Origin of the sequence: Kribbella sp. NPDC023972 (assembly GCF_040639075.1) — a bacterium.
Classification (GTDB): Bacteria; Actinomycetota; Actinomycetes; order Propionibacteriales; family Kribbellaceae; genus Kribbella.
The window spans coordinates 189,319-210,497 of sequence record NZ_JBEZZH010000005.1 but is presented as its reverse complement, the minus strand read 5'-3'; the positions used below and the strand labels follow the sequence as shown (position 1 = coordinate 210,497).

Annotated in this window: 18 protein-coding genes and 1 pseudogene; 4 read left to right on the top strand and 15 right to left on the bottom strand. The window is 68.4% G+C overall.

Features of this window, described 5'->3' with window-relative positions; all coding sequences use genetic code 11:
• Window positions 1–102 precede the first annotated feature (102 nt).
• Window positions 103–1,506: a hypothetical protein gene (locus AB0F43_RS21530; RefSeq protein WP_360479382.1), complete on the top strand. Its 1,404-nt coding sequence runs from the start codon at window positions 103–105 to the stop codon at window positions 1,504–1,506.
• An 84-nt stretch (window positions 1,507–1,590) separates the two neighbouring features.
• On the opposite strand, the gene AB0F43_RS21525 is transcribed toward AB0F43_RS21530, so the two are convergent.
• On the bottom strand, window positions 1,591–2,928 hold the full coding sequence (locus AB0F43_RS21525) for an MFS transporter (protein ID WP_360479379.1): 1,338 nt from the start codon (window positions 2,926–2,928) through the stop codon (window positions 1,591–1,593).
• A 230-nt stretch (window positions 2,929–3,158) separates the two neighbouring features.
• Here AB0F43_RS21525 and AB0F43_RS21520 point away from each other — a divergent pair, with 230 nt between their 5' ends.
• The gene (locus AB0F43_RS21520) at window positions 3,159–4,403 is read left to right on the top strand and encodes a cytochrome P450 (protein WP_360479376.1); all 1,245 of its coding nucleotides are present in this window, start codon (window positions 3,159–3,161) and stop codon (window positions 4,401–4,403) included.
• Between the two features lie 72 nt (window positions 4,404–4,475).
• On the opposite strand, the gene AB0F43_RS21515 is transcribed toward AB0F43_RS21520, so the two are convergent.
• From AB0F43_RS21515 to AB0F43_RS21460, 12 genes and pseudogenes are all read right to left on the bottom strand, one after another.
• Window positions 4,476–6,266 carry an ABC transporter substrate-binding protein gene (locus AB0F43_RS21515; protein ID WP_360479373.1) on the bottom strand — a complete coding sequence of 597 codons (1,791 nt, stop codon included), beginning with the start codon at window positions 6,264–6,266 and terminating at the stop codon, window positions 4,476–4,478.
• A gap of 25 nt (window positions 6,267–6,291) precedes the next feature.
• Window positions 6,292–7,662: an ATP-grasp domain-containing protein gene (locus AB0F43_RS21510; protein WP_360479370.1), complete on the bottom strand. Its 1,371-nt coding sequence runs from the start codon at window positions 7,660–7,662 to the stop codon at window positions 6,292–6,294.
• Window positions 7,663–7,668: 6 nt separating this feature from the next.
• Window positions 7,669–8,817: an FAD-binding oxidoreductase gene (locus AB0F43_RS21505; protein ID WP_360479367.1), complete on the bottom strand. Its 1,149-nt coding sequence runs from the start codon at window positions 8,815–8,817 to the stop codon at window positions 7,669–7,671.
• A gap of 6 nt (window positions 8,818–8,823) precedes the next feature.
• The gene (locus AB0F43_RS21500) at window positions 8,824–10,482 is read right to left on the bottom strand and encodes a class I tRNA ligase family protein (protein WP_360479364.1); all 1,659 of its coding nucleotides are present in this window, start codon (window positions 10,480–10,482) and stop codon (window positions 8,824–8,826) included.
• Window positions 10,479–10,946: a cupin domain-containing protein gene (locus AB0F43_RS21495; protein WP_360479361.1), complete on the bottom strand. Its 468-nt coding sequence runs from the start codon at window positions 10,944–10,946 to the stop codon at window positions 10,479–10,481. Before AB0F43_RS21495 ends, AB0F43_RS21500 begins: the two co-directional genes overlap by 4 nt.
• A gap of 2 nt (window positions 10,947–10,948) precedes the next feature.
• A complete protein-coding gene (locus tag AB0F43_RS21490) occupies window positions 10,949–12,475 on the bottom strand; it encodes a PqqD family protein (RefSeq protein WP_360479358.1) in 1,527 nt (508 codons plus the stop codon).
• Between the two features lie 37 nt (window positions 12,476–12,512).
• Window positions 12,513–13,832 (bottom strand): SidA/IucD/PvdA family monooxygenase, encoded by a 1,320-nt coding sequence (locus tag AB0F43_RS21485; RefSeq protein WP_360479355.1) that lies wholly within the window; start codon window positions 13,830–13,832, stop codon window positions 12,513–12,515.
• A 143-nt stretch (window positions 13,833–13,975) separates the two neighbouring features.
• Complete coding sequence (locus AB0F43_RS21480; protein WP_360479352.1) at window positions 13,976–14,881, bottom strand: lysylphosphatidylglycerol synthase domain-containing protein; 906 nt, start codon at window positions 14,879–14,881, stop codon at window positions 13,976–13,978.
• A gap of 131 nt (window positions 14,882–15,012) precedes the next feature.
• A complete protein-coding gene (locus tag AB0F43_RS21475; RefSeq protein WP_360479349.1) occupies window positions 15,013–15,384 on the bottom strand; it encodes a hypothetical protein in 372 nt (123 codons plus the stop codon).
• 147 nt (window positions 15,385–15,531) lie between these two features.
• Window positions 15,532–15,750 (bottom strand): annotated as a pseudogene (locus tag AB0F43_RS21470) (WhiB family transcriptional regulator); the annotation flags it as partial.
• Between the two features lie 491 nt (window positions 15,751–16,241).
• Window positions 16,242–16,607 carry a response regulator gene (locus AB0F43_RS21465; RefSeq protein ID WP_360479346.1) on the bottom strand — a complete coding sequence of 122 codons (366 nt, stop codon included), beginning with the start codon at window positions 16,605–16,607 and terminating at the stop codon, window positions 16,242–16,244.
• Between the two features lie 141 nt (window positions 16,608–16,748).
• On the bottom strand, window positions 16,749–18,230 hold the full coding sequence (locus AB0F43_RS21460; RefSeq protein ID WP_360479343.1) for a DUF4118 domain-containing protein: 1,482 nt from the start codon (window positions 18,228–18,230) through the stop codon (window positions 16,749–16,751).
• Between the two features lie 197 nt (window positions 18,231–18,427).
• Here AB0F43_RS21460 and AB0F43_RS21455 point away from each other — a divergent pair, with 197 nt between their 5' ends.
• Window positions 18,428–19,036: a sigma-70 family RNA polymerase sigma factor gene (locus AB0F43_RS21455; RefSeq protein WP_360479340.1), complete on the top strand. Its 609-nt coding sequence runs from the start codon at window positions 18,428–18,430 to the stop codon at window positions 19,034–19,036.
• Between the two features lie 102 nt (window positions 19,037–19,138).
• Complete coding sequence (locus tag AB0F43_RS21450) at window positions 19,139–19,699, top strand: hypothetical protein (RefSeq protein ID WP_360479337.1); 561 nt, start codon at window positions 19,139–19,141, stop codon at window positions 19,697–19,699.
• Between the two features lie 14 nt (window positions 19,700–19,713).
• Here AB0F43_RS21450 and AB0F43_RS21445 read toward each other — a convergent pair whose 3' ends face one another.
• Both AB0F43_RS21445 and AB0F43_RS21440 read right to left on the bottom strand, forming a co-directional pair.
• On the bottom strand, window positions 19,714–19,968 hold the full coding sequence (locus AB0F43_RS21445; protein ID WP_360479334.1) for a lipopolysaccharide assembly protein LapA domain-containing protein: 255 nt from the start codon (window positions 19,966–19,968) through the stop codon (window positions 19,714–19,716).
• Between the two features lie 121 nt (window positions 19,969–20,089).
• On the bottom strand, window positions 20,090–21,163 hold the full coding sequence (locus AB0F43_RS21440) for a YihY/virulence factor BrkB family protein (RefSeq protein ID WP_360479331.1): 1,074 nt from the start codon (window positions 21,161–21,163) through the stop codon (window positions 20,090–20,092).
• Window positions 21,164–21,179 lie beyond the last annotated feature (16 nt).

The window sequence follows — 21,179 nt, the reverse complement described above, 5'->3', positions numbered from 1 at the left end:
TGCGTGGGTCAGTGTATTTCCGGCCTGCCGTGCCGGGCTCTGTCCGAGCAGGAGTGCTCTGACACCGCATCGCCCACCGGAGGTCCCGATATGGTTACCGGCTTGACCCGAGCTGAACTCACCGCGCAGTACCTCGACGAGATCAAGCGACGGGGGATCTCCGCCGGCGAGCTCGTCAGCACCCAACCCGAGTCCGTCGGGTTGCAGTCGTTCTACGGCGGCCGGTACCTGTCCCGGCCGCTGTTCCTCGGTGCCGAGGAGTGCGAGCAGCTGGCGAACGACATCCTCACCATGCACGCCGCACTGATCAGCCTTCCCGACAAGTTGTACGGCGGTGATCTGGCCGCGTTCGCCCGGTCCGTCGGGATGACCGACGTACAGGTCTCGGCCGTACTGCGCAGCCGTGGCGCGACGGTGACGAAGCAGAGCCGCGCCGACCTGTACCTGGACGAGACGGGTTTCAAGCTGCTCGAGTTCAACATGGGCAGCGCGCTCGGCGGCATCGACCAGTCGGACATGGCCCGGGCGTTGCTGGACCAGCCGGTCCTGGCGGAGTTCGCGCAGACGCATCGCCTCGGCTACGTGGACACGATGCGCGAACAGGTCAACAACATGTTCGTCGAGTGCGGGTTCGAGTACGACTCCCGGCCGGTGCTGGCGACCGTCGACTGGCCGAGCAGCTACGAGACCCTCGAGCCGTACATGCGGCACTTCGCGACACGCCTTCAGGACATGGGGATCGATGCGCATGTCGGCCACATCGGACAGCTCGAGGTACGCGACGGCGGGGTGTGGCTGGGCGACCTGAAGGTCGACATCATCCAGCGGCTGTTCATGCTGGAGGACCTGCTCGAGTACCCGGACGCGCCGGCCTTGATGGATCCGATCCTCGATGCCGCCGCCCGCGGTGAGGTGAAGATCTTCACCCCGCTGGACGCGGAGATGTTCGCCAGCAAGGGGGCGCTGGCGGTGCTGTCCGACGAGGCCAACCGTCAGTACTTCGACCAGCAGACCCTGGCCAGCCTGGACCGGATCCTGCCGTGGACCCGGATGGTGCGTTCCGGGCCGGTCACGCTGGAGGACGGTACCCAGGTCGAGTTGCTCGACTACGTCCTCAGCCATCAGGACGACCTGGTCCTCAAACCGACCTCACGGCACAGCGGGGAAGGCGTGCTGCTGGGCTGGCGCGACGACACTGGCGCGGAGCTGTGGGAGGAGCGGATCCGGGAGGCACTCGACGGCCCTTGGGTCGTCCAGCGCCGGATCCGGCCGGTGCCCGAGCTCTTCCCGATGCCCGACGGCGACCCCGTGCCGTGGATCGTGAACTGGGGTGTCTTCACCGTCGTGAACGGCTACGGCGGCGTCTACGCCCGGGCCGCGACCGTCGAGTCCGACCTCGAGGTGGTCCGGCTCTTCGCCGGTGCCTCGGTCGGCTGCTGCCTGCACGAGCTGCCGGCCGACTCGGACGTCGTACCGGGGACGGCCCTCCCGGTCCGGAAACGGTAAGCCGGCCGGTGCAGAAGCGCTGAGAGAGACAGGCCGGCGCGGTGCCTCCGTGAGGCACCGCGCCGGCCTTTCTTCGAGGATTGCTCAGGTCGCCGCTTCGGGGCTGGCGCCGGGCCTTGCATCCGACGGGGAGTCGGACATCGTTTCAGACGCAGCCTCAGACGTCGCCTCGGACGTCGCCGTGGTGGCCGGCTGCTCGTCGGGCCGGCGCATCCCGATCCGGGCACACACCGCGGACAGGATGGCCACCGCCGCCGCCCACAGCCAGAAGGTCTGGCCGATGTGGGACCACGCCCAGACGCCGACCGCCGGACCGACCGCGTTGCCGAGGCCGAAGGCGCTCAACATGGCGCCGGAGTACCGGCCGCGCAGGTGTGGCGGCGCGACCATGCCCGGGTAGGCAAAGGTGGTCGGCGCGCCGATGATCTCCGACGCCGTCCAGATGATCGTGCCGATGATCAGCAGCACCGGAATCAGCGCGATCGCGTAGACGCCGTAGCCGACGGCGACCAGGCCGAAGCCGGCGATGGCGGTCACCCGCAACGGCCACTTCTGCACGTACTTCGTCGCCGGCACCTCGCACACCGCCACCACGACGGCGTTCGCCGACACGACCAGGCTGTACCACCACAGGCTGAGGCCGTCGTCCACGATCGCCAGCGGAAGCACCGCGATGTACTGGCAATAGACGATCGTCACCAGGAACACGGCGGCCAGGTAGAAGTCGTAGCGCCAATCGGCCAGCACCGCACGATAGCCCTGCTTCGGTTCCGCCGCCCTGGCAGCCTCGGCGGACTCATCCGGTGCGGCCTTGCCGGGCAGGAACTTCCAGGCGATCGCGCTGTACAGGACGGCGGCGAACGCCTCGGCCCAGAACAGCAGGTTGTACGAGACCGACACCAGCGCGACGCCGACGATCGGGGTCACCGCGGTGCCCAGGTTGATGGCCAGCCGGTACATCGCCATCGTCATCACGAGCTGCCCCGGCTTGGTCAGCTCGGCCAGCATGGCCTGCGCGGCCGGCCGGTTCAGCTGGCTGACGGTGCTGACCGTGAGGATCGCCAGCAGGATCACCCAGTAGACGTTGATGTACAGGATGGAGACGATCAGCGCGGCCGAGCCGAGCATGCTGATCAACGTCGCCGCCCGGGCACTCAGCCGGTCGGTGAGCCAGCCGCCGACGAACGACCCCAGCACATGGCCGGCGCCGTAGACGCCGAGGGCGAAGCCGGCCTGGCCGGCCGTGAACCCGCGGTGCGTCATGAAGAGCACCAGGAAGATCTGCAGGAAGGCGCCCAGCCGGTTGACGAAGACGCCGAACAGCAGGGCCTTCGACGTGACCGACGTCTGGCGCCAGGTGGCGATGGCGCCGAGCCCTTCGCCTGGCTGCTTGGTCGAGCTCGGTTCGCGTTCTTCGCTCATCAGTTGTCCACCCCTCGATGCCGGCAAGCGCCATGCCCCGGCGGGTCGGTGCCGGAAGGCATTTGGTCCCGCAGGCTACCGCTCCGATCGCCGTACCGACAGGGTTTGAAAGCAACAAAACAAGGCGTATCAGGGCCGGCCGGTCGCGCCCTCTGATGAGGTGACGGCGACGCGTAGCGGAGCGCACGTGCGCTCTTGTCGACATGCCTGCAGCCAGGAGGATCGGACCTATGACAACCGAAACGACGGAGGCCCTCCCGCGGATCCCGGACGACTTCATGCAGAGGCCGTACGAGATCCTCGAGCCGTACCGCAAGGCCGGCCGGGTGCATCACGTGGTCTTCCCACACGGCGCCGACGTCTGGCTCGTCACCCGGTACGCCGACGTGCGCGCGCTGCTCCAGGACCCCCGGGTGAGCAAGGACGGGAGGCGGATGAACGAGATGTTCGCCCGCCACACCGGCACCTATGTCGAGGACGAGAAGCCCGACGTCGGCTTCGACGACGAGCTGTCCCAGCACATGCTGAACAGCGACCCGCCCCGGCACACCCGGCTGCGCTCGCTGGTGAGCAAGGCCTTCACGCTGCGCCGGATGGAGGCCTTCCGGCCGCGCATCGAGGAGCTCGTCGACGACTATCTGAACAAGATCGCGGGCCGCGACGACGTCGACCTGGTCACCGAGTACGCCCAGCCGCTGCCGATCGTGATCATCTGCGACGTGCTCGGCATCCCGTTCGAGGACCGGGAGCGATTCCAGCAGTGGGCGGTCGAGCTGGTCGGCGCCGGTCACCCGCCGGAGGTCGTCGAGAACGCCTCGAAGAACGTGATCGAGTACGGTCACGCGATCATCGAGATGAAGCGCAGGAACCCGGCCGACGACATGGTCAGCGCGATGATCGAGGGCACGCCGAGCGGCGACCGGCTGACCGACGACGAGCTCGTCGCGATGATCTTCCTGTACACGGTGGCCGGTCACATCACCTCCCAGCACACGCTGTCGAACGCCATCCTCAGCCTGCTCACCAATCCCGACGCGATGGCCCGGCTGCGGTCTGACCTGTCGATCATGCCGCAGGCGATCGACGAGCTGATGCGGTACGACGGTGGCGTCGGCGTGGCCACTTTCCGGTTCACCGCGGAGGACATCGAGATCGGCGACACCGTGGTGCCGAAGAACAACATCCTGGCGCTGTCGATCCTGTCGGCGCACCGCGACGACGAGCAGTTCCCGAACGCGAACACGCTCGACCTGGACCGCCGTCCCAACGGCGTTCTCGGGTTCGGCCACGGTCCGCACTTCTGCATCGGCCAGCCGCTGGCCAAGATGCAGACCAACATCGCGCTGACCCGTCTGCTGGAACGCTTCCCGGACCTGCGGATGACTGCCGACCCGAGCTTCCTGGAGTGGGAGCCCAGCACGCTGCTGCGCGGTATGCACCACCTGCCGGCCGCGACCATTCCGCCGAAGTCCTGATCCGGCCCAGGTAGGCAAACACCGCCCCAGCCGATTCGGCTGGGGCGGTGTTGTCGTTGCCGGGGGAGCGGGTCACTCCTCCACGTAGTACCAGTCCTCGGGGTTGATCAGGCCGTACGGGTTGACCGGCTCGACCCCGCGCAGGTTCTTCGCGACCTCGAACATCCGGTTCGGGAAGCCCGGCGACCAGATGGTCGGCACCTGCTCGGCGATGTAGTCCTGGTAGTCGTACATCGCCTGTGGGTCGTCGCTGTGCACCGTCCGGTCGATCAGCTCGTCCGCCTTCGGGTCGCTGTAGTCCCCGAAGTTGCTCCCGCCACCGGTGCGGAACAGCATCTCACCGGTCAGGTGACCGTAGTACGACCAGCCGCCGTTCCAGGTGTTGATCTCCCACGACCGCTTGCTTTCGACGTTCGGGCTGTGGTCCTCGGCCACCATCACCGAGCCGTACACCGGCTCCAGCTTCAGCTCGATACCGGCCTTGGCCGCGTCCTCCCTGAACATCTCCAGCAGCCGCGTGAGCGCGACCTTGCCCTCGACGTACCGGATCGTGAACGAGAGCCGGTCACCGATGTCGACGCCCTCGCCGGCGCAGCCGGCCACCTCACCCGGTTGTACGCAGCCGGCCGGCAGGGTGCTGGTGTCCCAGCCGTGCGCCTCGAGCAACTCCCGGGCGGCCTCGACGTCGAACGGCATCGGGTCCTTGCGCTGCTTCGGAGACACGTGCGGGTTGGCCGGCGACAGCGGCACCGGCCCGTTCATCCGGTACGCGTTGCCGTGGTAGATCTCCCGGATCGCACGGTCCTGGTCCAGGCACATCTGCAGCGCCTGCCGGACGTAGGCGTGCTTGTAGATCCGCGCCGCGGTGGAGTCGTTGTCGAAGTTGAACGGCATGTAGCGCACCACGAACACGTCCTGCGGCACCAGCCGGTACCTGTCCGCCAGCGGGTCCTCGCCGTCGTCGGTGAGTCCCATCCCGAAGGGCAGATACCCGACCTGGATCCCGTCCGGCGCGTCCGGTCCGGCCTTCAGCCGCTCGTACATCAACTCGTCGGTGTCGTTCTGCACCTGCCGGAACTCGTCCAGGTGCGGCTTGTTCGGGCCGGAGTAGTTCTCGTTCGGGACGAAGGTGACCACGCCGTCGAGGGTGTAGCTCTTCAGCCGCCACGGACCGTTGACGACGCTCCAGACCGGGCTCTCGGCCCACCCGCCGCGGAAGTGGTTCGCCTCCACCGTCCACTCGCCGTTCTGCGACACGAGGTAGTCGTAGACGGCGGGGATGTCGGCCAGGTCGAACGACGCCCGGGCCGGGCCGTCCTCGGTCCGGTCCCAGGCCTTCGGCATGGGCGTGATCAGCGACAGCTGGTTCATCTCCACCCAGGTCTTGGAGTACACCTCGTCGAAGGTGAACCGGACCTTGTCCTCGGCAACCTTCTCGTACGACGTCAGGTTGTCCGGGAAATAGCCGGGCACGTAGTAACCGAGCCGGTCGCCCTTGACCGCCATCATGTTCACCCAGAACATCACGTTGTCGGCGCAGATCGGCTCACCGTTGGACCACTGCCAGGGCTTCAGCGTGACGGTGACGCTCAGCCCGTCCTCGCTCCACTCCGGCGGGTAGGCCAGGCTCAGCTCGGGGTTCACCTCCGGCCTGCCCTCCCAGCCGAGCCAGTAGAGCGGGCGGAACATCAGCACCTGGAACTCGTACAGGTTGCGGATGCCGATCCGTTCCCGGGGTGTGAACGGGAAGATGGCAGCGGGCGGGAAGCCGGGGTTGCACGCCCAGGTGACGCTGCCACCCTTGAGCGGCCGGCCGTCCTCGGACGGCTGGTCGGACTGCTGTTCGGTCAGCGCAGTGGACATCCAGGTCACCTCTCGTCAGGTTGAATCAGGCCGTCAGCCGGGGAGCCGGCGACCGGGGCGGTGGGGTGGGGAAGGAATCCGGCCCAGACCGGGGCGGTGGGGTGGGGGAGGAATCCGGCCCAGACCGGGGCGGTGGGGTGGGGGAGGAATCCGGCACAGCCAGCCGTACGTCGATCTGCCCGGCGAACTCGTACGCCGTCCGGATCGCCTCGTCGAACGTCGATCCGCGGGTACAGAGGAAGCCGAGGATGTTGTTGCCGTCCGGCGGCCGCCGGATCACGTCACCGGGTTTCGCCGTGATCTTCAGGAAGAACACCCGGTCGGACTCGGCCACCGCGGCCGGCACGGTGATCTGCTCGATCCGGCCAGGTCCGCCGATCAGGCAGGTGCCGGCCAGATGAACCCCGGTCGGGCGGTAGTGGTGGACGTCGGGCTTCACCCCGGCGGCGACCGCCATCGAGGCCCGGATCGGGCAGTAGCCGGCGCTCAGCCTGGCGAAGTAGTCCAGTCCGCCTCCGCCCGGGCGTACGGCGATCTCCAGCAGGTGCGGCCTGCCGTGGTGGAAGCGGACCTCGGCGTGCATCACGCACCGCCGCAGGCCTTGCGCCTGCGCGGCCGCGGTGACGACCTGGTGTACGGCGGTCAGTTCGTCGGCGTCGAGCGTGGTCGGTGCCCGGTGCGCGTCGTCGTCGAACGTGTTCCCCTCGATGGTGATCCGGTCGACGATCGAGCCCAGGTACACCTCGTCGTCCCAGGCGAGCGCCTCAATCTGCATCTCCCGGCCGTCCAGGAAGGACTCGACCAGCAGCCCGTACGGCCCGAGGTCGATGCCGTCGGCCTCCATCCGGAACCACGACATCCGCGCCATCCCGTCGAGCGCCTGCGGGAACCGGGTCCGCAGCTCGTCCGGGTCGTCGATCTTGAAGACGAAGTTGCTCGCGGCACCTAAAGTCGGCTTGAGGATGACCGGGTAGCCGAACTCGTCGGCGGCCGCCAGCGCGGCGGTGACGTCCGGTACCAACCGGAACCGGGGGACCGGAGCGCCGCCGCGCTGCTGCGCCTCTCGCATCAGGAGCTTGTTCCGGCTGATCCTGGCCGCGTCCACGCCGACACCGGGCAGGCCGAGCGCCTCCGCCACCGCGGCGACCGTGAGTACGCCGGACTCCGAGAAGGTGAGGATGCCATGGAACCGTTCGACGGCGTGCCAGTCGCGGGCGGCCGCGATGATGTCGTCGATGTGTTTCGAGCCGGCGATCCGGTACCGCGGGGCCGGCCAGTAGTCCGGTTCGCCGAGGCCGTTGAGCACGAACAGCATGCCGCCGAACTCCTCGATCTGGCGGTACCGGGACTGGTAGTAGCCGGCGTTCTGCACGGCTTCGAGCGCGAGCAGCTTCATGGTCGTCTACTCCTCACCGACCGCGGCGAGAAGTCGCGGCCTGTCGATCGAGTCCAGTCCGGTCGGGCGGGGTGGTGTGCCCACCGCGCGATCGGCGATCGTCCGCGCGATCTGCGGCGCGAACTTGAACGACATCCCGCCGCACGCCGCATACGCCAGGACCCGGCCGGCGCCGTACGTCGCCAGCAACGGTCCGCCGCGCGTCCGTTCGGCCAGGTAGTAGCCGTCGGTGGAATCAACCACCGCGGCCGGGTCGAAGGCCGGGAGCAACTCGGCGAACACGCCGACGAGGTGTTCGCGCCACCGGTTGGGGGTGACCCGATCGCTCAGCTCGGTCACCGGCCGGCACGCGCTCGCCGCACTCAACCGCATCGGCGCGTCCGACCGTGGCACCGGCGGCATCAGCCAAGCGTCGCGGGCTGGCCCAAGTCCGAGTGCCGCAGGCATGCCGGCCCAGTCCCGCGGCCAGGCCGGCGGCTGGTACGACAGCACGCTCTGCCGGTAGAGCGTGAGGTCGGAGGCGATGGCGGCCGGCACTAGCTCGCGGGACCAGGGTCCGGCCGCCACCACCACCTGGTCGGCGGTATGGAAGCCGCCGTCGGCGAACCGGATCGTTGCGGCCCCGTCGTTCTGGGAAACGTCGACGACCCGCTGGTGCGGGTGCAGCCGAACCCGGGGCAGGCTGCCCAGCCAGCGGGCCAGCGCGACCAGCGCGTGGTCGGACAGGACGACGCCGGCCGTGGCCTCCAGCACCCCACCGGTCCCGGCCGGAAACCGCAGCCAGGGGTACCGGTTCGCCAGGTCCGCCGGAGACAGCGCCGAGGCTTTCGCGCCGGCGGCGGTGAGGAGGGCTAGCTCGGCCCCGACGTCCTGCTCCGGCATCACAGTGAGCGCCCCGGCCGGGTGATAGAACCGCGAGCCCACCAGGCGCTCGATGTCCATCCAGCCGACGTGTGCTTGTGCGGCCGCCATCGTCAGCGCCGGTTCACCGCGATGCAAGGCTCGGACCACTCGGAGCCGGTCGTTCGAGGTGGCCGTCGGTGAGGGGATCGGACCGGCGTCGACGAGATCGACCCGGTCCACGCCGGCCGCGCGGGCGCACTCGATCGCGGTGAGCAGTCCGATCACGCCACCACCGACCACGGTGATCCGCATCGGGAGTCACCGGCCTCCGGCGAGGTCACCGCTGGTCGCTTCGGCCGCCAGCAGTGGCGGCGCGTACGGCGTGACCTCGGCGACGTCGAAGGCTCCGGCGACCAGCGTCCCGGCGTTCGGCAGATCGTCGAAGACGCCGTCTTCGCGAGCTGCCGCGGCGAGATCGATGAGGATCGGCGAGGCCAGCGCGAGCAGCGCCTTGACCTCGCAGAACAGGTCGCCCCAGGCCTCGGGTGCCTCGTCCAGGCCGGTGCGGTCGAGCGCCACCGCGTGCCGCCGCAACCGGTCGATCTGGATCAGCACGGTGTCCGCCGAACGGTTCAGGTTGAACGTCGGCATCTCGTAGCCGAGGTCGAACCGCTCGAGCATGATCGCGACCCGGTCCCGCGCGGCGGCCGAGACGGGCAGCCGGGTGCGGTCGTCGCCCGCGTTGGCGACCGCCTTCGCGAGTGCCCCGGCCAACTGGTTCCAGGGGCCGACGAGCCGCTCCTCGGCCATCTTGTCCAGGCCCGCCCGGCTGAACGTGGACCGCTGGTACTCCGGCGCGGTGAGCGCCAGGTAGAGCCGGGCGACATCGCGCGGCACCTCTTCGAGCAGTTCCTCGGGGGTCAGCACATGGCCCTTGCTGGTGGAGAACTTCGAGCTCTCCAACTCGTAGAACTCGTTGTTGATGATCGACTCCGGCCAGACGTACTTGTCTCCGTGCGCCATCAGCATGGCGATGTGAGGCAGGCAGAAGTAGTAGGCGTTGTCGAAGCCGAGGAAGTGCACGATCCGCAGGTTCTCGTCCCTGCGCCACAACTCGCCGGGTACCGTGTCCCGGCCGAGCTTCATCGCGGCGTACGACGTGGTGAACATGCCGGCCGGGATCAGCTCGAGCCACGCGTTCAGCACCTGCCCGGGGACCTCCGGGAACGGCGCCTGGATGCCCCAGGCCAGCGGGAACGTCACCGGCACGTCCTGCAACGGCCGGGACAGCAGCTCGGCGATCATCTGCCGGACGTGCGGCCGCCGGTGTGCGGCCAGCTTCTCGTGGTACGTCGTCAGCTGCTCGCGGTAGTCCTCCAGCGGCAGCACCATGATGGTGGCTTCGCGGTAGGTCAGCTTGTCGTCGGGGTCGATCGTCGAGTGCGGATTGATCAGCTGGTCGAAGTTGTTCGGGTGGCAGCAGGTTTCGCACAGTCCGCCGCGGCTGGTCGTCAGGCAGACCGGGCAGTCGCCCTCGATCAGTCCTTCGACCATGAACTCGCCGGTCCGTTCCAGGAACGGCAGCCGAACGGTCTTCAGCCGGAACACACCGGCGGCGTGCAGGGCGCTGAAGTACTGCAGCACGGTGGCCCGGTAGGTCTGGTCGAACGGGCCGAATCCGTCGATCGAAATGCCGATCGCGCTCAGTGCCGACTGGATCTTCGCGGTCGAGCGCCTGCACAACTCTTCCGGCGTGATGCCCTCCCGGCCCGCCGAGGCCACCACGTAGGTCTGGCTGTCGTCGGTCTCGGAGGTGAAGATGACGTTGCGGCCGCGGGCTCGCTGGTACCGGGCGTAGACGTCGCCGGCCAGGTACGGCCCGGCGATGTGGCCCAGGTGCATCCCGCCGTTCGGGGTCGGGTTCGGACCGAGGACGAGGACGGGACGGTCGTCGTCGGACGGCAGCAGTCGGGTCATTCGCTGGCTCCTACTCGTTCGGCGGTCTCGATGGCCTCGGCGGCCTGGGCGTTCTCGGCGACGTTCGCGGCCGCCTTGGCTGCGAGGGTCTCGGTGTCCGACCCGGCGTACTCGGCGAGGAACCGGTGGGCCATCTGCGGGTCCCACCAGATGCTGCAGAAGACGAAGTCCTCGTCGTTGAGGTTGTGCACCCGGTGCAGCTGGCCGGGAGTGAAGTACGTGACGTCGCCGGCCCGGAACGGCTGCCGGTCACCGCCGCACTCGACGACGCACTCGCCGGAGACGGCGACGAAGATCTCCTGCTCGTGATGGGTGTGCAGCTTGGAGACCGTGCCCGCCCGGCAGACCGCGTAGGAGAGCTCGAACGGGGCGTTCAGCACCGGCCAGGGCTGCAGTCGCTGGGTGTCCACGCCGTACTCGTGCAGCAGGTTGTCGCGATCCAGCCGGGAGATGTGTACGACCATGGTTACCGTCCCGAAATCTGCTCGAAGGTGTTCGGACCGTGCGTGGTGTGCCGGGTCTCGATGACCGCCTTGTGCGGGTCGCCCGCCAGGATCAGGTCGATCACCGGCGCACCGCCGCCGCCGGGCGTCTGCACCGACCGGCTGTACAGCACCCGCAGCTGGCTCGGTTCGAGTCCGCTGATCCGCTCCAGCTCCGCAACCAGCGCGGGATCTCCCACCGCACCGGCCAGCAGGTCGTGGATCTCGCCGAGGCGACCGGTCAGGCGTGGGTGCTCGCGATCCAGGAACCGCTCCAGCCCGCCGCCCTGTCCGGCGAAGGGGGAGTAGGTCATGCAGACCAGTTGCTCCTCGGTGAGCCCGAAGGTCGTCAGCGCGTACTCCTCGGCGGTCCGCCGCATCCGTTGCAGCGCGTCCGGGCTGTTGTAGCGGGCGCGCATCATCTCCACCAGGCTGTCCGGGATCTCCTTCTTCCGCATCAGGCCGAGCGCGAACTCGACGTACTCGGCAAGGCCCTCGTCGTACGAGCGCTGGAACAGGCGCTCCGCCTTCAGCCCGCGCAGGTGGGCCATCAGCGCGGGATTCGCGCAGTCGGACTCGGTGAAGCTGAAGGCGAGGTCGTCGAACTGGAAGCCGAGGAAACCGGTCAGCAGTTCGAAGTGGTCACCGGCGGCGTACGCGGTCTCGCCGTAGATCGTGAAGAACCGCAGCCGCTCCGGTACGTCGGTGCAGACCCGGCGCTCGGCGATCGCGCCGGTGTCGTCCGGGCCGTGGATGTCGGCGAAGTACGAGTGTGCGATGTCGTCCAGCTGGCCGAGCACCCGGCCGAATCCGCTCAGGCCGTCGCGCGGACGGGCAGTGGGTGCGGTCCGGAGCCGATGGGCCAGCCGGCCGACCCAGAAGGTGTACTGGCGCTGCTCCTGCGGCGAGTCACCGGTGATCAGCACGTCGGCGCCGTCGCCGTACGCCGCCGCCAGCCCGAACGCGTTGAAAACGCTGAGGTTGCAGGAGTTGCAGAACGTCGGCCGCCCGTCGGCGAAGGTACGGTGACCGGTCATCAGGATGTCGGTCCGGTTGCGACGGACCACGTGCTCGCGCTGCGGGGAGTCGACGTGGAACTCGCTGATCTCGTCGCCGTCCACGAGCAGCAGTTCGCAGTCCGGGTCGTCGGTCAGCCGCAGCGCGCGGTACTCACGGTCGATGTTCTCCAGCACCGCGCGGGGCATACCCGCGTGCCGGTTGGTCGCCACCCGCATCCGGAACGTGCGGCCGTGCACCTTGTCGAGGATCAGCTGCATCGCGCGGACGAACGCCAGCATGTACGCGCTGTCCTTGCCGCCGCCGAACGCCACCAGGACGAGATTGCGCTCGAGTTCCGGCCGGTGTGGCAGCTCCGCCTCGAGCCGGCCGCTGCAGCGCAACGCCTCGGCCATGATGTCGGGCGGCATCGCTGCCCGCAGACCCGCGAACGCCTGGTCCCGGGCTCGCGCCACGTCGTCGGTCGGGGCACGATCCAGTTCGAGCGTTGTCATCCGGCTCTCCTCGCGGGCTTGGCGGTTCTCCCACCCGTTAGAGCCCGGACGGCGCCTGTGCTGATACAGCCGCGGCCGGGATCCGGGCCCGGTGCGCGACGATGTCCCGGCAGATCTCTTCGGCCCGCTGGGCCAGCACACTGAGCAGCGAGTCGGAGATGCCGTGGGTCTCCTCGTTGACGCCTTGGAGGTAGCAGGCGGCGGGGCTGTCGGCGCCGAGCTCCAGCCGGTACTCGCGGGAGACGTCGATCCGGTCCAGCTCGAGGCTGTTGGCGAGGTCGCGCACCAGGCGCGGCATCCGGGTGTCGAACCCGGTGCCCAGGAAGACCAGGTCGCGGCGCAGTTCCGTGACCGCCCCGGTCCGCCGGTCCTTGAGCTCCAGCACCACCTCGTCACCGGACTCGTGGGCGGCGGTGATGTCGACCATGGTGACGAGCCGCCGATCGGTGCGCTCGTTGAACCGGTCCAGGTACAGGTCGGCGTACAGATGCTCGAGCATCGGGGGAGTGACGACGGAGTAGTTGGTCCGGTACAGCTCCCGGAGGATCTGCTCACGCGCCGCGGGCTGGGCGTCGTAGAACTCGCCCACGAAGGATGGGTAGTAAAGCTCGTTGGTGAACTTGCTGGACTGGTCCGAGCTCAGCCCGATGGACCGCATCAGCCAGGTGATGTCACTGTCGGGCAGGTCGTCGCGCAGTGCACGGAACATTTCCGCGGCGCTCTGCGAGCTGCCCACCAGGGCGACCCGATACGGCAGTTCGGCGGACAGTTCGGCCACCCGCTGGCGGTACTGCGTGCTGTGGATGATCCGGCTCGGGGACACACCGGCGAGTTCCGGCGGGATGTTCGGTTCGCGACTGCCGCCGTACACCAGGTACCTGCTGGTGATCACCGTACCGTCGGCCAGCGTGGTGACCCATCCCGTCACCGCTCCGGCCTCGTCTCGTCGCGGCCGGATCGCCACACACTCGCGACCCAGCTCGATCCGGACCTCGCTCAGGGTGTCCGCCACCCAGCGCAGGTATTCCGCGAACTCGACCCGGTACGGCGTGAACGTGCTCATGTTGACGAACTCGTCGAGCCGGCCGGTCTCGTACAAGTGGTTCAGGAACGAGAACTTGCTGCGCGGATCCCGCTGGGTGACCAGGTCCTTGAGGAACGACACCTGGCTGGTGGCCCACGGCATCAGCATGCCCTGCTGCCACTCGATCGTCGGGTTCCGGTCGATCAGCAGGGCATTCGCCGCGAGCTCCGGTGCCAACTCCTCGAGTGCGACCGCGAGTCCGAGGTTCGACGGTCCGGCGCCGATCGCCAGCAGCTCGACCTCCACGTCGGACATGGACATCTGTTCAGCCATTCTGCGCCGCCTTCGTCTCCGTGGTCGTCACCTCTCCCATCGAGAGCCCCCGGCCGCACGCCGTTGATACACGGCGCCGATGTCCAGCACGTCGTGGGAACTACTTCACGCAACCCTCGACGTCGTCGCAGTCGCGTGAGGTGTCACGACGTACGCAGGGATGGCTCGCTGAACCAGCCGCGCCAACGGAGGAAGAGGCAGCCGCCGCCAATGAGGAGAGCCGGGATCCAGTACAGCAGCGCTGTCAGCGCGACGGCTCCGAATGCGGCCGTCCACGAGACACCGATGGAGGCCAGACCCGCGACCAGCGCGCCCTCGCGTGGGCTGGCTCCGTGGACTCCGGGCAGCACCCCCGCGAGCTGACTGGCACCGAACACAGCGACGAGTTGGACGGGGGACACCGAGTCGCCGACCGCGGTGATGGCTCCGATGAGCAAGCCCAGGATCGTGGTCTGATAACCGATCGACAGCAACACACCGACCGCGAATACCTTCGGTGACGGCCACGGCCAGCGTCCGGCCAGGCCGGGTCGCCGGCGGTTCACGACCAGTGCCGCCAGGAGTACGACGGTCGCCGCGCCGACCGCGACCGCGAGCACTACCGGAGGCATGGCGACACCGCAGATCGCGACCGCGAGGATCAGCCCGACGGCGCCGACGAACCGGTCGAGGGCGACCTCGGAGACCGCGGCGGTCCGCCGTACGCCGACGCGCTCCAGCCGGTGAATTCGCCACAGGTCCGCGCCGGCGTGCCACGGGGAGATCAGGCCGAGAATCTCACTCTCCGCGTAGGCGCGGAGGTGCCAGCGACGCGAGCGGCCGCTGGTCGACAGCGCGTGCCACCGCAACGGACACAGGACGTACTTGCCGATCGCGAAGGGCAGCAGGCCGAGGATCGCGGGCAGCACCGCCGTGTGTGGAACGCGGTCGACGTTCCACACGGACAGGCTGACAGCGATCAGTAATGCAGTGATGTGAGTGGCACGGTGGGTGAGGATCGCGTGGGCGATTCTCCAGATTTGTGCACTATGCCCACGTCCCAGGTGCACGGAGGGCTCCTTCCGGGCACCCGCGGCAGCGGAGCGTGAGGGATTGGATGCAGCCCGCTGAGTGCCTGACGCGTCAGACAATAGCTACAGTTCCCCGACGACGCATCTCGATGTACGCGTTGTGGACGCAGTCAGTGGTCCAGTCCTGCCAGGGCGACGTCGAAGAGCCTCGGATCGACGATGCCGTCGGTGACCAGCGGGACCGCGTCGAACGGGATCACCAGCTGCTGGTTGCCTAGGGCAACCTTGTGGAACATCATGCCGGCACGGCCCGGGCCGGGACGAACCTCGGTGCCGAAGGTGCCGCCGGGGCTCTGGCGGGCGATCACCTTGTCACCGGTGATCAGCGTGAAGGTGCTGGGTGTCCGAGGGGCCGCGATCCGGCTGGTCGTCGTACCGGAGGGTTGGTCGCCGGAGGCGGGGAAGGGAACGGCGGCGACGGCCACCACGGCGATCGAGACGGCTGGAATCAGCCATCTGGGCGGAATCTGGGCAAGGTTCACGTCTCGTTGTGACTCGAACGAGTCTTGTGCCGGTCGGCTCACCCACTTCTTGTCCGATGTCCCCAACCCCCTTCTCGCGAGCCCTGAGGGGGCCTAGCTGGAGGTCACCGCTGGCGGGCAACTCGGGCCCGCACCGCTTCCTGAGCCTTAAGGGCGAAGGCGGCGGCGGAGGAGGGCTTGGCGTTCCGGCTCGGAGAGGCCGCCCCAGACGCCGGCATGTTCTCCACTGGCCAGCGCCCACTCGAGACAGGCTTCGATCACGTCGCAGCGGCTGCACACCTGCTTGGCCTGCTCGATTTGCCACAGTCCGGGCCCGCTGGTTCCGATCGGGAAGAACAGATCGGGATCCTCGTCCACACACGCGGCCTGTAAGGTCCATCGCCCCGCCGTCGTCCGCTCGCGGCGGGCCGGCCGAACGCCCTGACTGGTCCCGGTCACGAGCCAGCCTCTCTCGACCGACGTGACCGAGTGCTCGACGGATGACCGGTCCGGCGTAGCTGCTGTGCCCTCACCACGTCCGGGTCCCTGGGGTCGAGGGGCAGTGGGGCGTCGTCGTACCGCTCATTCGGGCGACTCACCTTCGCGATCTGAACCTGTCGCATCTCAGCCCTCCTGTACGTCGCCCAGTGGTGGAACGGCAGGCTGCGCTGCGCCACCGGCCGGCTGTCTCTGCGTGGTCTCCGTGGCGAGCATCGCGATCGATCCCTTGTGTTGCCCGAGGTTCGGTGATCCTGCAACCACCATCCGCGCCCGGGGCCGGGCGCGTCTGCACCGCCAGCCCCCAGGTCGGCTACCTGCTAGCCGGAATCGCCTTGTCTCGCTGACAGGCATCTCCGCTCCGGTAGCTGCGCCAAGTCTTAGGTGATGTCGAGGATCCGACGAATGGCGCCGGCCGACAACTGTGACTTGGACAGGAACGCTGCGGCCGGCGCGTTCTCGACCAGCTCCGCCAGGTCCTCCTCGGAATGGGTGGAGATCAGAACCACCTTCGACTGGTCCACGTTCGTCTCATCGTGGATCCGGCTGGCCAGGTCGAGGCCGCTTTCACTGCCGAGGTTCACGTCGACGAGCACCACGTCGGGCTCAGCGCCTTCCACGTGCTCCAAAGCCTCCGCGATGGTCGAGGCGACACCGATCACGGCGAATCCATCGCGTTCGAGCAAGGCTCGGGCAGCACCCAGGAAGTGAGTGCTGTCGTCGACGATGAAGCAACGCAATGCCATAACCTCAGCATCACGCGTGTGGGGGGCCGATACATTCCGGCTAACGCGACCTTTCGGCCGATTCGCTCGGGCGAGTACCGGGTGAGTCACTGAAGTCATCGCCGACCTTCCGTACGCCGGCCAACAGTCGCAGCGGAGTGGTCAGCTGTCCGTGAGCGGGAATTCTGCCGTCAGGGTGGTTCCCTCGCCGCGGGGACTGTCCAGGGTCAGTCGGCCACCGAGTGCTTCCACGCGGTCGCGTAGGCCGACGAGGCCGGTGCCTCGGCCGAAGTCCGCGCCGCCGCGGCCGTCGTCGTGGACCTCGACCAGCAATACGTCGCCGACAATGTCCGTGGTCACCGTGACTCGCGTGGCCTCCGAGTGCTTCGCCGCGTTGGTCAATGCCTCGGAGACGAAGTAATAGGCGCTGACCTCGAGTCGCTCGGACAACCGCGGCTCGGCACCGAGGATCAGCTGGACCGGAATCGCCGACCGGCGGGCCAGTGTCTTCAGGGCCGGACTGAGGCCGCCCTCGGCGAGGATTGCCGGGTGGATTCCGCGCGCCGTCTCACGGAGCTCGTCCAGCGCGTCCGTCAGCCCGCCGGCGAGCTGATCCAGCTCGCCGCTCAGCTCGACCAGCTCCGGCGGAACCCTCGCCCGTGCCGCCTGCAGCCGCAGGGCGAGTGAGACCAGCCTTTGTTGGGCGCCGTCGTGCAGGTTGCGTTCGATCTGACGACGCGTCCGGTCGGCGGTGACCACGACCCGAGCACGCGACGCCATCAGCTCAGCCCGGGCCTCGGCGTTCTCGACCGCGGTCGCGACCAGTTCGGTGAAGCTGGCGATCTGCGCCTCGGTGTTGGACGGGAACGGCTTGTCGCTGGTCGTCGAGGCGGCGATGATGCCCCAGAGCCGCCCGCCGACGTTGATCGGGCATCCGATCGACGAGCGGATCCCGAGCGCCTGCGCCTCCTGCGCGATGGTGCCTGGTTCGCCGGCGAAGCTCTCGAGCCGGACCGGTCCGCCCCGGCGCAGGACATCGCGGGCGACACTGAGTCCGTCGAGGTTGAACCGTTCTCCGACCGCCAGGTGGCCGGGCACGCGGCTCCAAGCCGCGACACCGGTGACTGTCCCATCCGGTTCGTAGCGCTCCATTCGGGCGAGATCGGCACCACAGAGCCGCCCGACCGCTTCGGTCACGGTGGTGAACAGGACGCCGGGGGGCACGCCCTGCGCCACCTGAGTGGCGACCCGGCGCAGCGCCGACTGCTCGTCCGACAGACGTTCGGCGACAAGCGCCGCGCGCCGAAGCCGAGCCGCCAGCTCGCCCACAACGACCGCGGTCACGAGAAAGACAGCCAGACCGATCGCGTTCTGGGCATCGGCGATCAACAGAGAGTGCAGCGGAGAGACGAAGAAGTATGCGTACGTCCAGACGCTCAGCACGGCCGTGATGACCGCCAGCGGCGTACCCCAGAAGACGGCGACGGGCAGCACCGCGAGCAGGTAGAGCACCAGCAGATTCAGTGTCGGCACGTGCGGCTCCCCGAGCTTGACGAGCCCGGTGACGGCAGCGACCAGCAGGCCGGCTGTGAGCAAGCCAAGCAGCCGGCGAACGACGGGTGATCCAGTCCGGAGCTGCGCCATCCACACCACTTCCCTGAACGAACGCTAACCGATGGTCCTCGCCGCTGACGACCTCGACCGCAGCTGCTGTTGCAGGCAAGGATCCGACCGAGGGCGTCCCGGGTGGCTGGTGGGTGTCGGGCCACGCGATCGTCGTACGGGCGACTGGGGATTCCTGCCAGCAGGTATGCCGGGTGCCCGGTCAGCGGGGGTGTGGGATGGGGGCTCGCAGCGACGACAAACAGGCGAGGTGGCGCGAGTCTCGTGGTGTGGCCTCCTCCACTCCAGATGTCCTGAAGACCCGGTTCGAAGCCGAGGCGGTTCCGCTCCTGCCTCGTTTCCACATCGCTGCCCTGCGGCTGACTGGGAACCCCGCGGACGCAGAGGACCTGCTGCAGGAGACCTACTTGCGCGCCTACTGCGGCTTTTCTCAGTTCCGCGCCGGGACGAACCTGACCGCCTGGCTGTACCGGATCCTGCGCAACACCTTCATCAACGGTTACCGCAAGCGCCTGCGCGAACCGAAGACGGTTCCGGCAGCCTGGGAGCCGGACAGCGAACTGGATCGGCGACACGTCGAGGTGTCGGCTGAAGCCGCTGTCGTCGGCTCGATCGTCGACGAGCAGCTCCGGCAGGCACTGTCATCGCTGCCCGAGCAGCATCGCAGGGTGCTCTTGCTCTTCGAGGTCGGCGGATTCAGCTGCCGTGAGATCGCCGCGATGGTCGGCGTCCCGCCCGGGACGGTGATGTCCCGTCTCCATCGTGGCCGGAAGTACCTCAGGGAGAGCTTGCAGCCGTCACCCACCCTGCGCGCAGCGGCGGCCTGAGGACACCCCACGGGCGGGCGGAACCAGACGCCGACCGGCCGGTGGAACTGAGTTCCGTCTAGGATCGGCGGTCGGTTCAAATGGACGTATGAGGGGTGCTCTGTGGGGAATCAGGCGCGGGCCGGGATGATCGTGGGCTCGTTGGTCGGTGTGCTCTTCGGATTGGTGTTCATCGAAGTCAACAGTGGTGGGCTGCCGGGCAACGGGCCGCTGGTGCTACGGCTGGCCGGCGCTGTGGTGGCGGCCGCGCTGTTGGCCGGCATCATCTGGGTGGCACGCAACGGGCAGGTCGAGGGCGAGGTCCCGTCCGGTGGGTTCGCCGGACGCCGGTACTGGAACATCGTCGGCTTCGAAGGACTGGCGTTGTTCGGTGGGCTGGTGTTGATCAACGGAGTGCTCGGACGCACCGAGTACGCGGTCCCGTGGATCGCGTTGGTCGTCGGCGTCCACTTCATCGTGCTGGGTCGGGCCTGGCGCATCAGCCTGTACGCCGGACTCGGCCTGGCACAGACCGTCTTGGGGCTGGCTGGTTTCGTACTCGCGGCAACCGGCGCGGCAGTCGCCACGGTGAACGTCGTAGCCGGCGTACTGTCCGGCGTCGCCCTCTACACCACCGTCGCGATCGGCCTCCTGAAATCCCGCCCATCCAAGGTCCGCGCCTGACGGCCAGAGCGTGTTCAGAACTTGCTGCCGCGTTTGTGGCGGTGGCTGGCTGGCCTGCGCCGGGCCACGCGCCTGAGCTGGGTGATCCGGACGGTGCCGAGCAACGCGGTCATGAGGGCCGCGCCTACCGCGGCGATCAGCAAAGTGATCGCCAGTGGCGCGGAACCGTCCATCCACAAGAACGAGACCTGCACTGTGCGCGTGTTCTGGAGCAAGAACACGATCAGGGCGACCAGTACGACGGCTGTGGCGCACAGGGCGACCCACATGGCGCCGGCGCGGGTCGAAGGGACTGGCTTGGGCGCGGGCGTGGTCGACGACGGCGAGGGCTCAAGCTGCGGTTCTTCGTCGGGCCGCTCGGCTGGATCGCGTTCTTCGCGTGGTTTCAGGTCATCGGCCGGGCCGGGTTCCGAGTTGGCCGGGGTCGTCACCTGAGCCTTGGCCTGAGGGTCGCGAGGGTTGTCGGGCCGTATCGTCATCGGAACCTCCTGATCGCCGGCTGCCGGGGGTGGTAGGTCGGCACGCGTGATCCGTGTCGTCGGGGGATGCGCTCGGCGTACGCCGGCGCCGTGGTGAGTTTCGGGGTCTGGCCGCGGAGACAGCGGTATGGGCATTGGCTTCCGCGCCGAGGAGGACGGCAAGCGCGGTGAGGTAGAAGAAGAACAGAGCGGCGATGGGGGTGCTGACCGGTCCGTAGACGCTGATCGAGTCGAAGGCGTAGCGCAGGTACGCGCGAACGGCTGCGGCACCAGCGAGCCAGATGCCCGTCGCGATGGCGGCGCCGAGCAGGTGGTCGCGCCATCGGGTGCGCAGTGGTACGGCGTAGTGGTAGAGCGTGACCAGGGCGAGGATCGACAAGATGAGTATGGTCGGCCAGTACGCGACCCGAAGGGTGGTCACGGCGAGATCGTGGCCATCGTCCGGGATGAGGCGCAGCACGGTGCGTGGGCCGATGACAAGCAGCGGTAGGACAACGACTCCGGTGACCACGCCGGCAAGGTAGATGCCGAGAGCAAGCAGACGGCTGTGCACAGCGCCGCGTTCGCTGCGCTGTCCGTAAGCGATCGCGATCGCGTTGACGTAGCTGGCGGTCGCGGTGGAACCAGCCCAGATCGCGAGGAGGAAGCCGGCGGACGCGATGTCGGCACGGCCGTCGGTGAGAACCTGAGTCAGCAGCGGTTGGACCAGGTCCGCCACTGTTTCCGGGGTCAGCGCCTGGGTTGCGACCTCCAGGACCCGCTGTTCGATCGCTGCGCCGAGGTCGGCCCCGAAGACCGATTCGAGATAGCCGACCAGCCCGAGCAGGCACAACACCAGGGGCGGCAACGCCAGCAGCATCCAGAACGCGATCTCCGCTGCCATGCCGAGCACGCGGTGCCGCCAGGCACTTCGCGCTGTCGCAGCGATGCCCGTGCCGATCCGGGCTCGGCCCTTGTCCATCCACTGGCGCTTGCCGCCACTCACCGCGACCACTCCGATC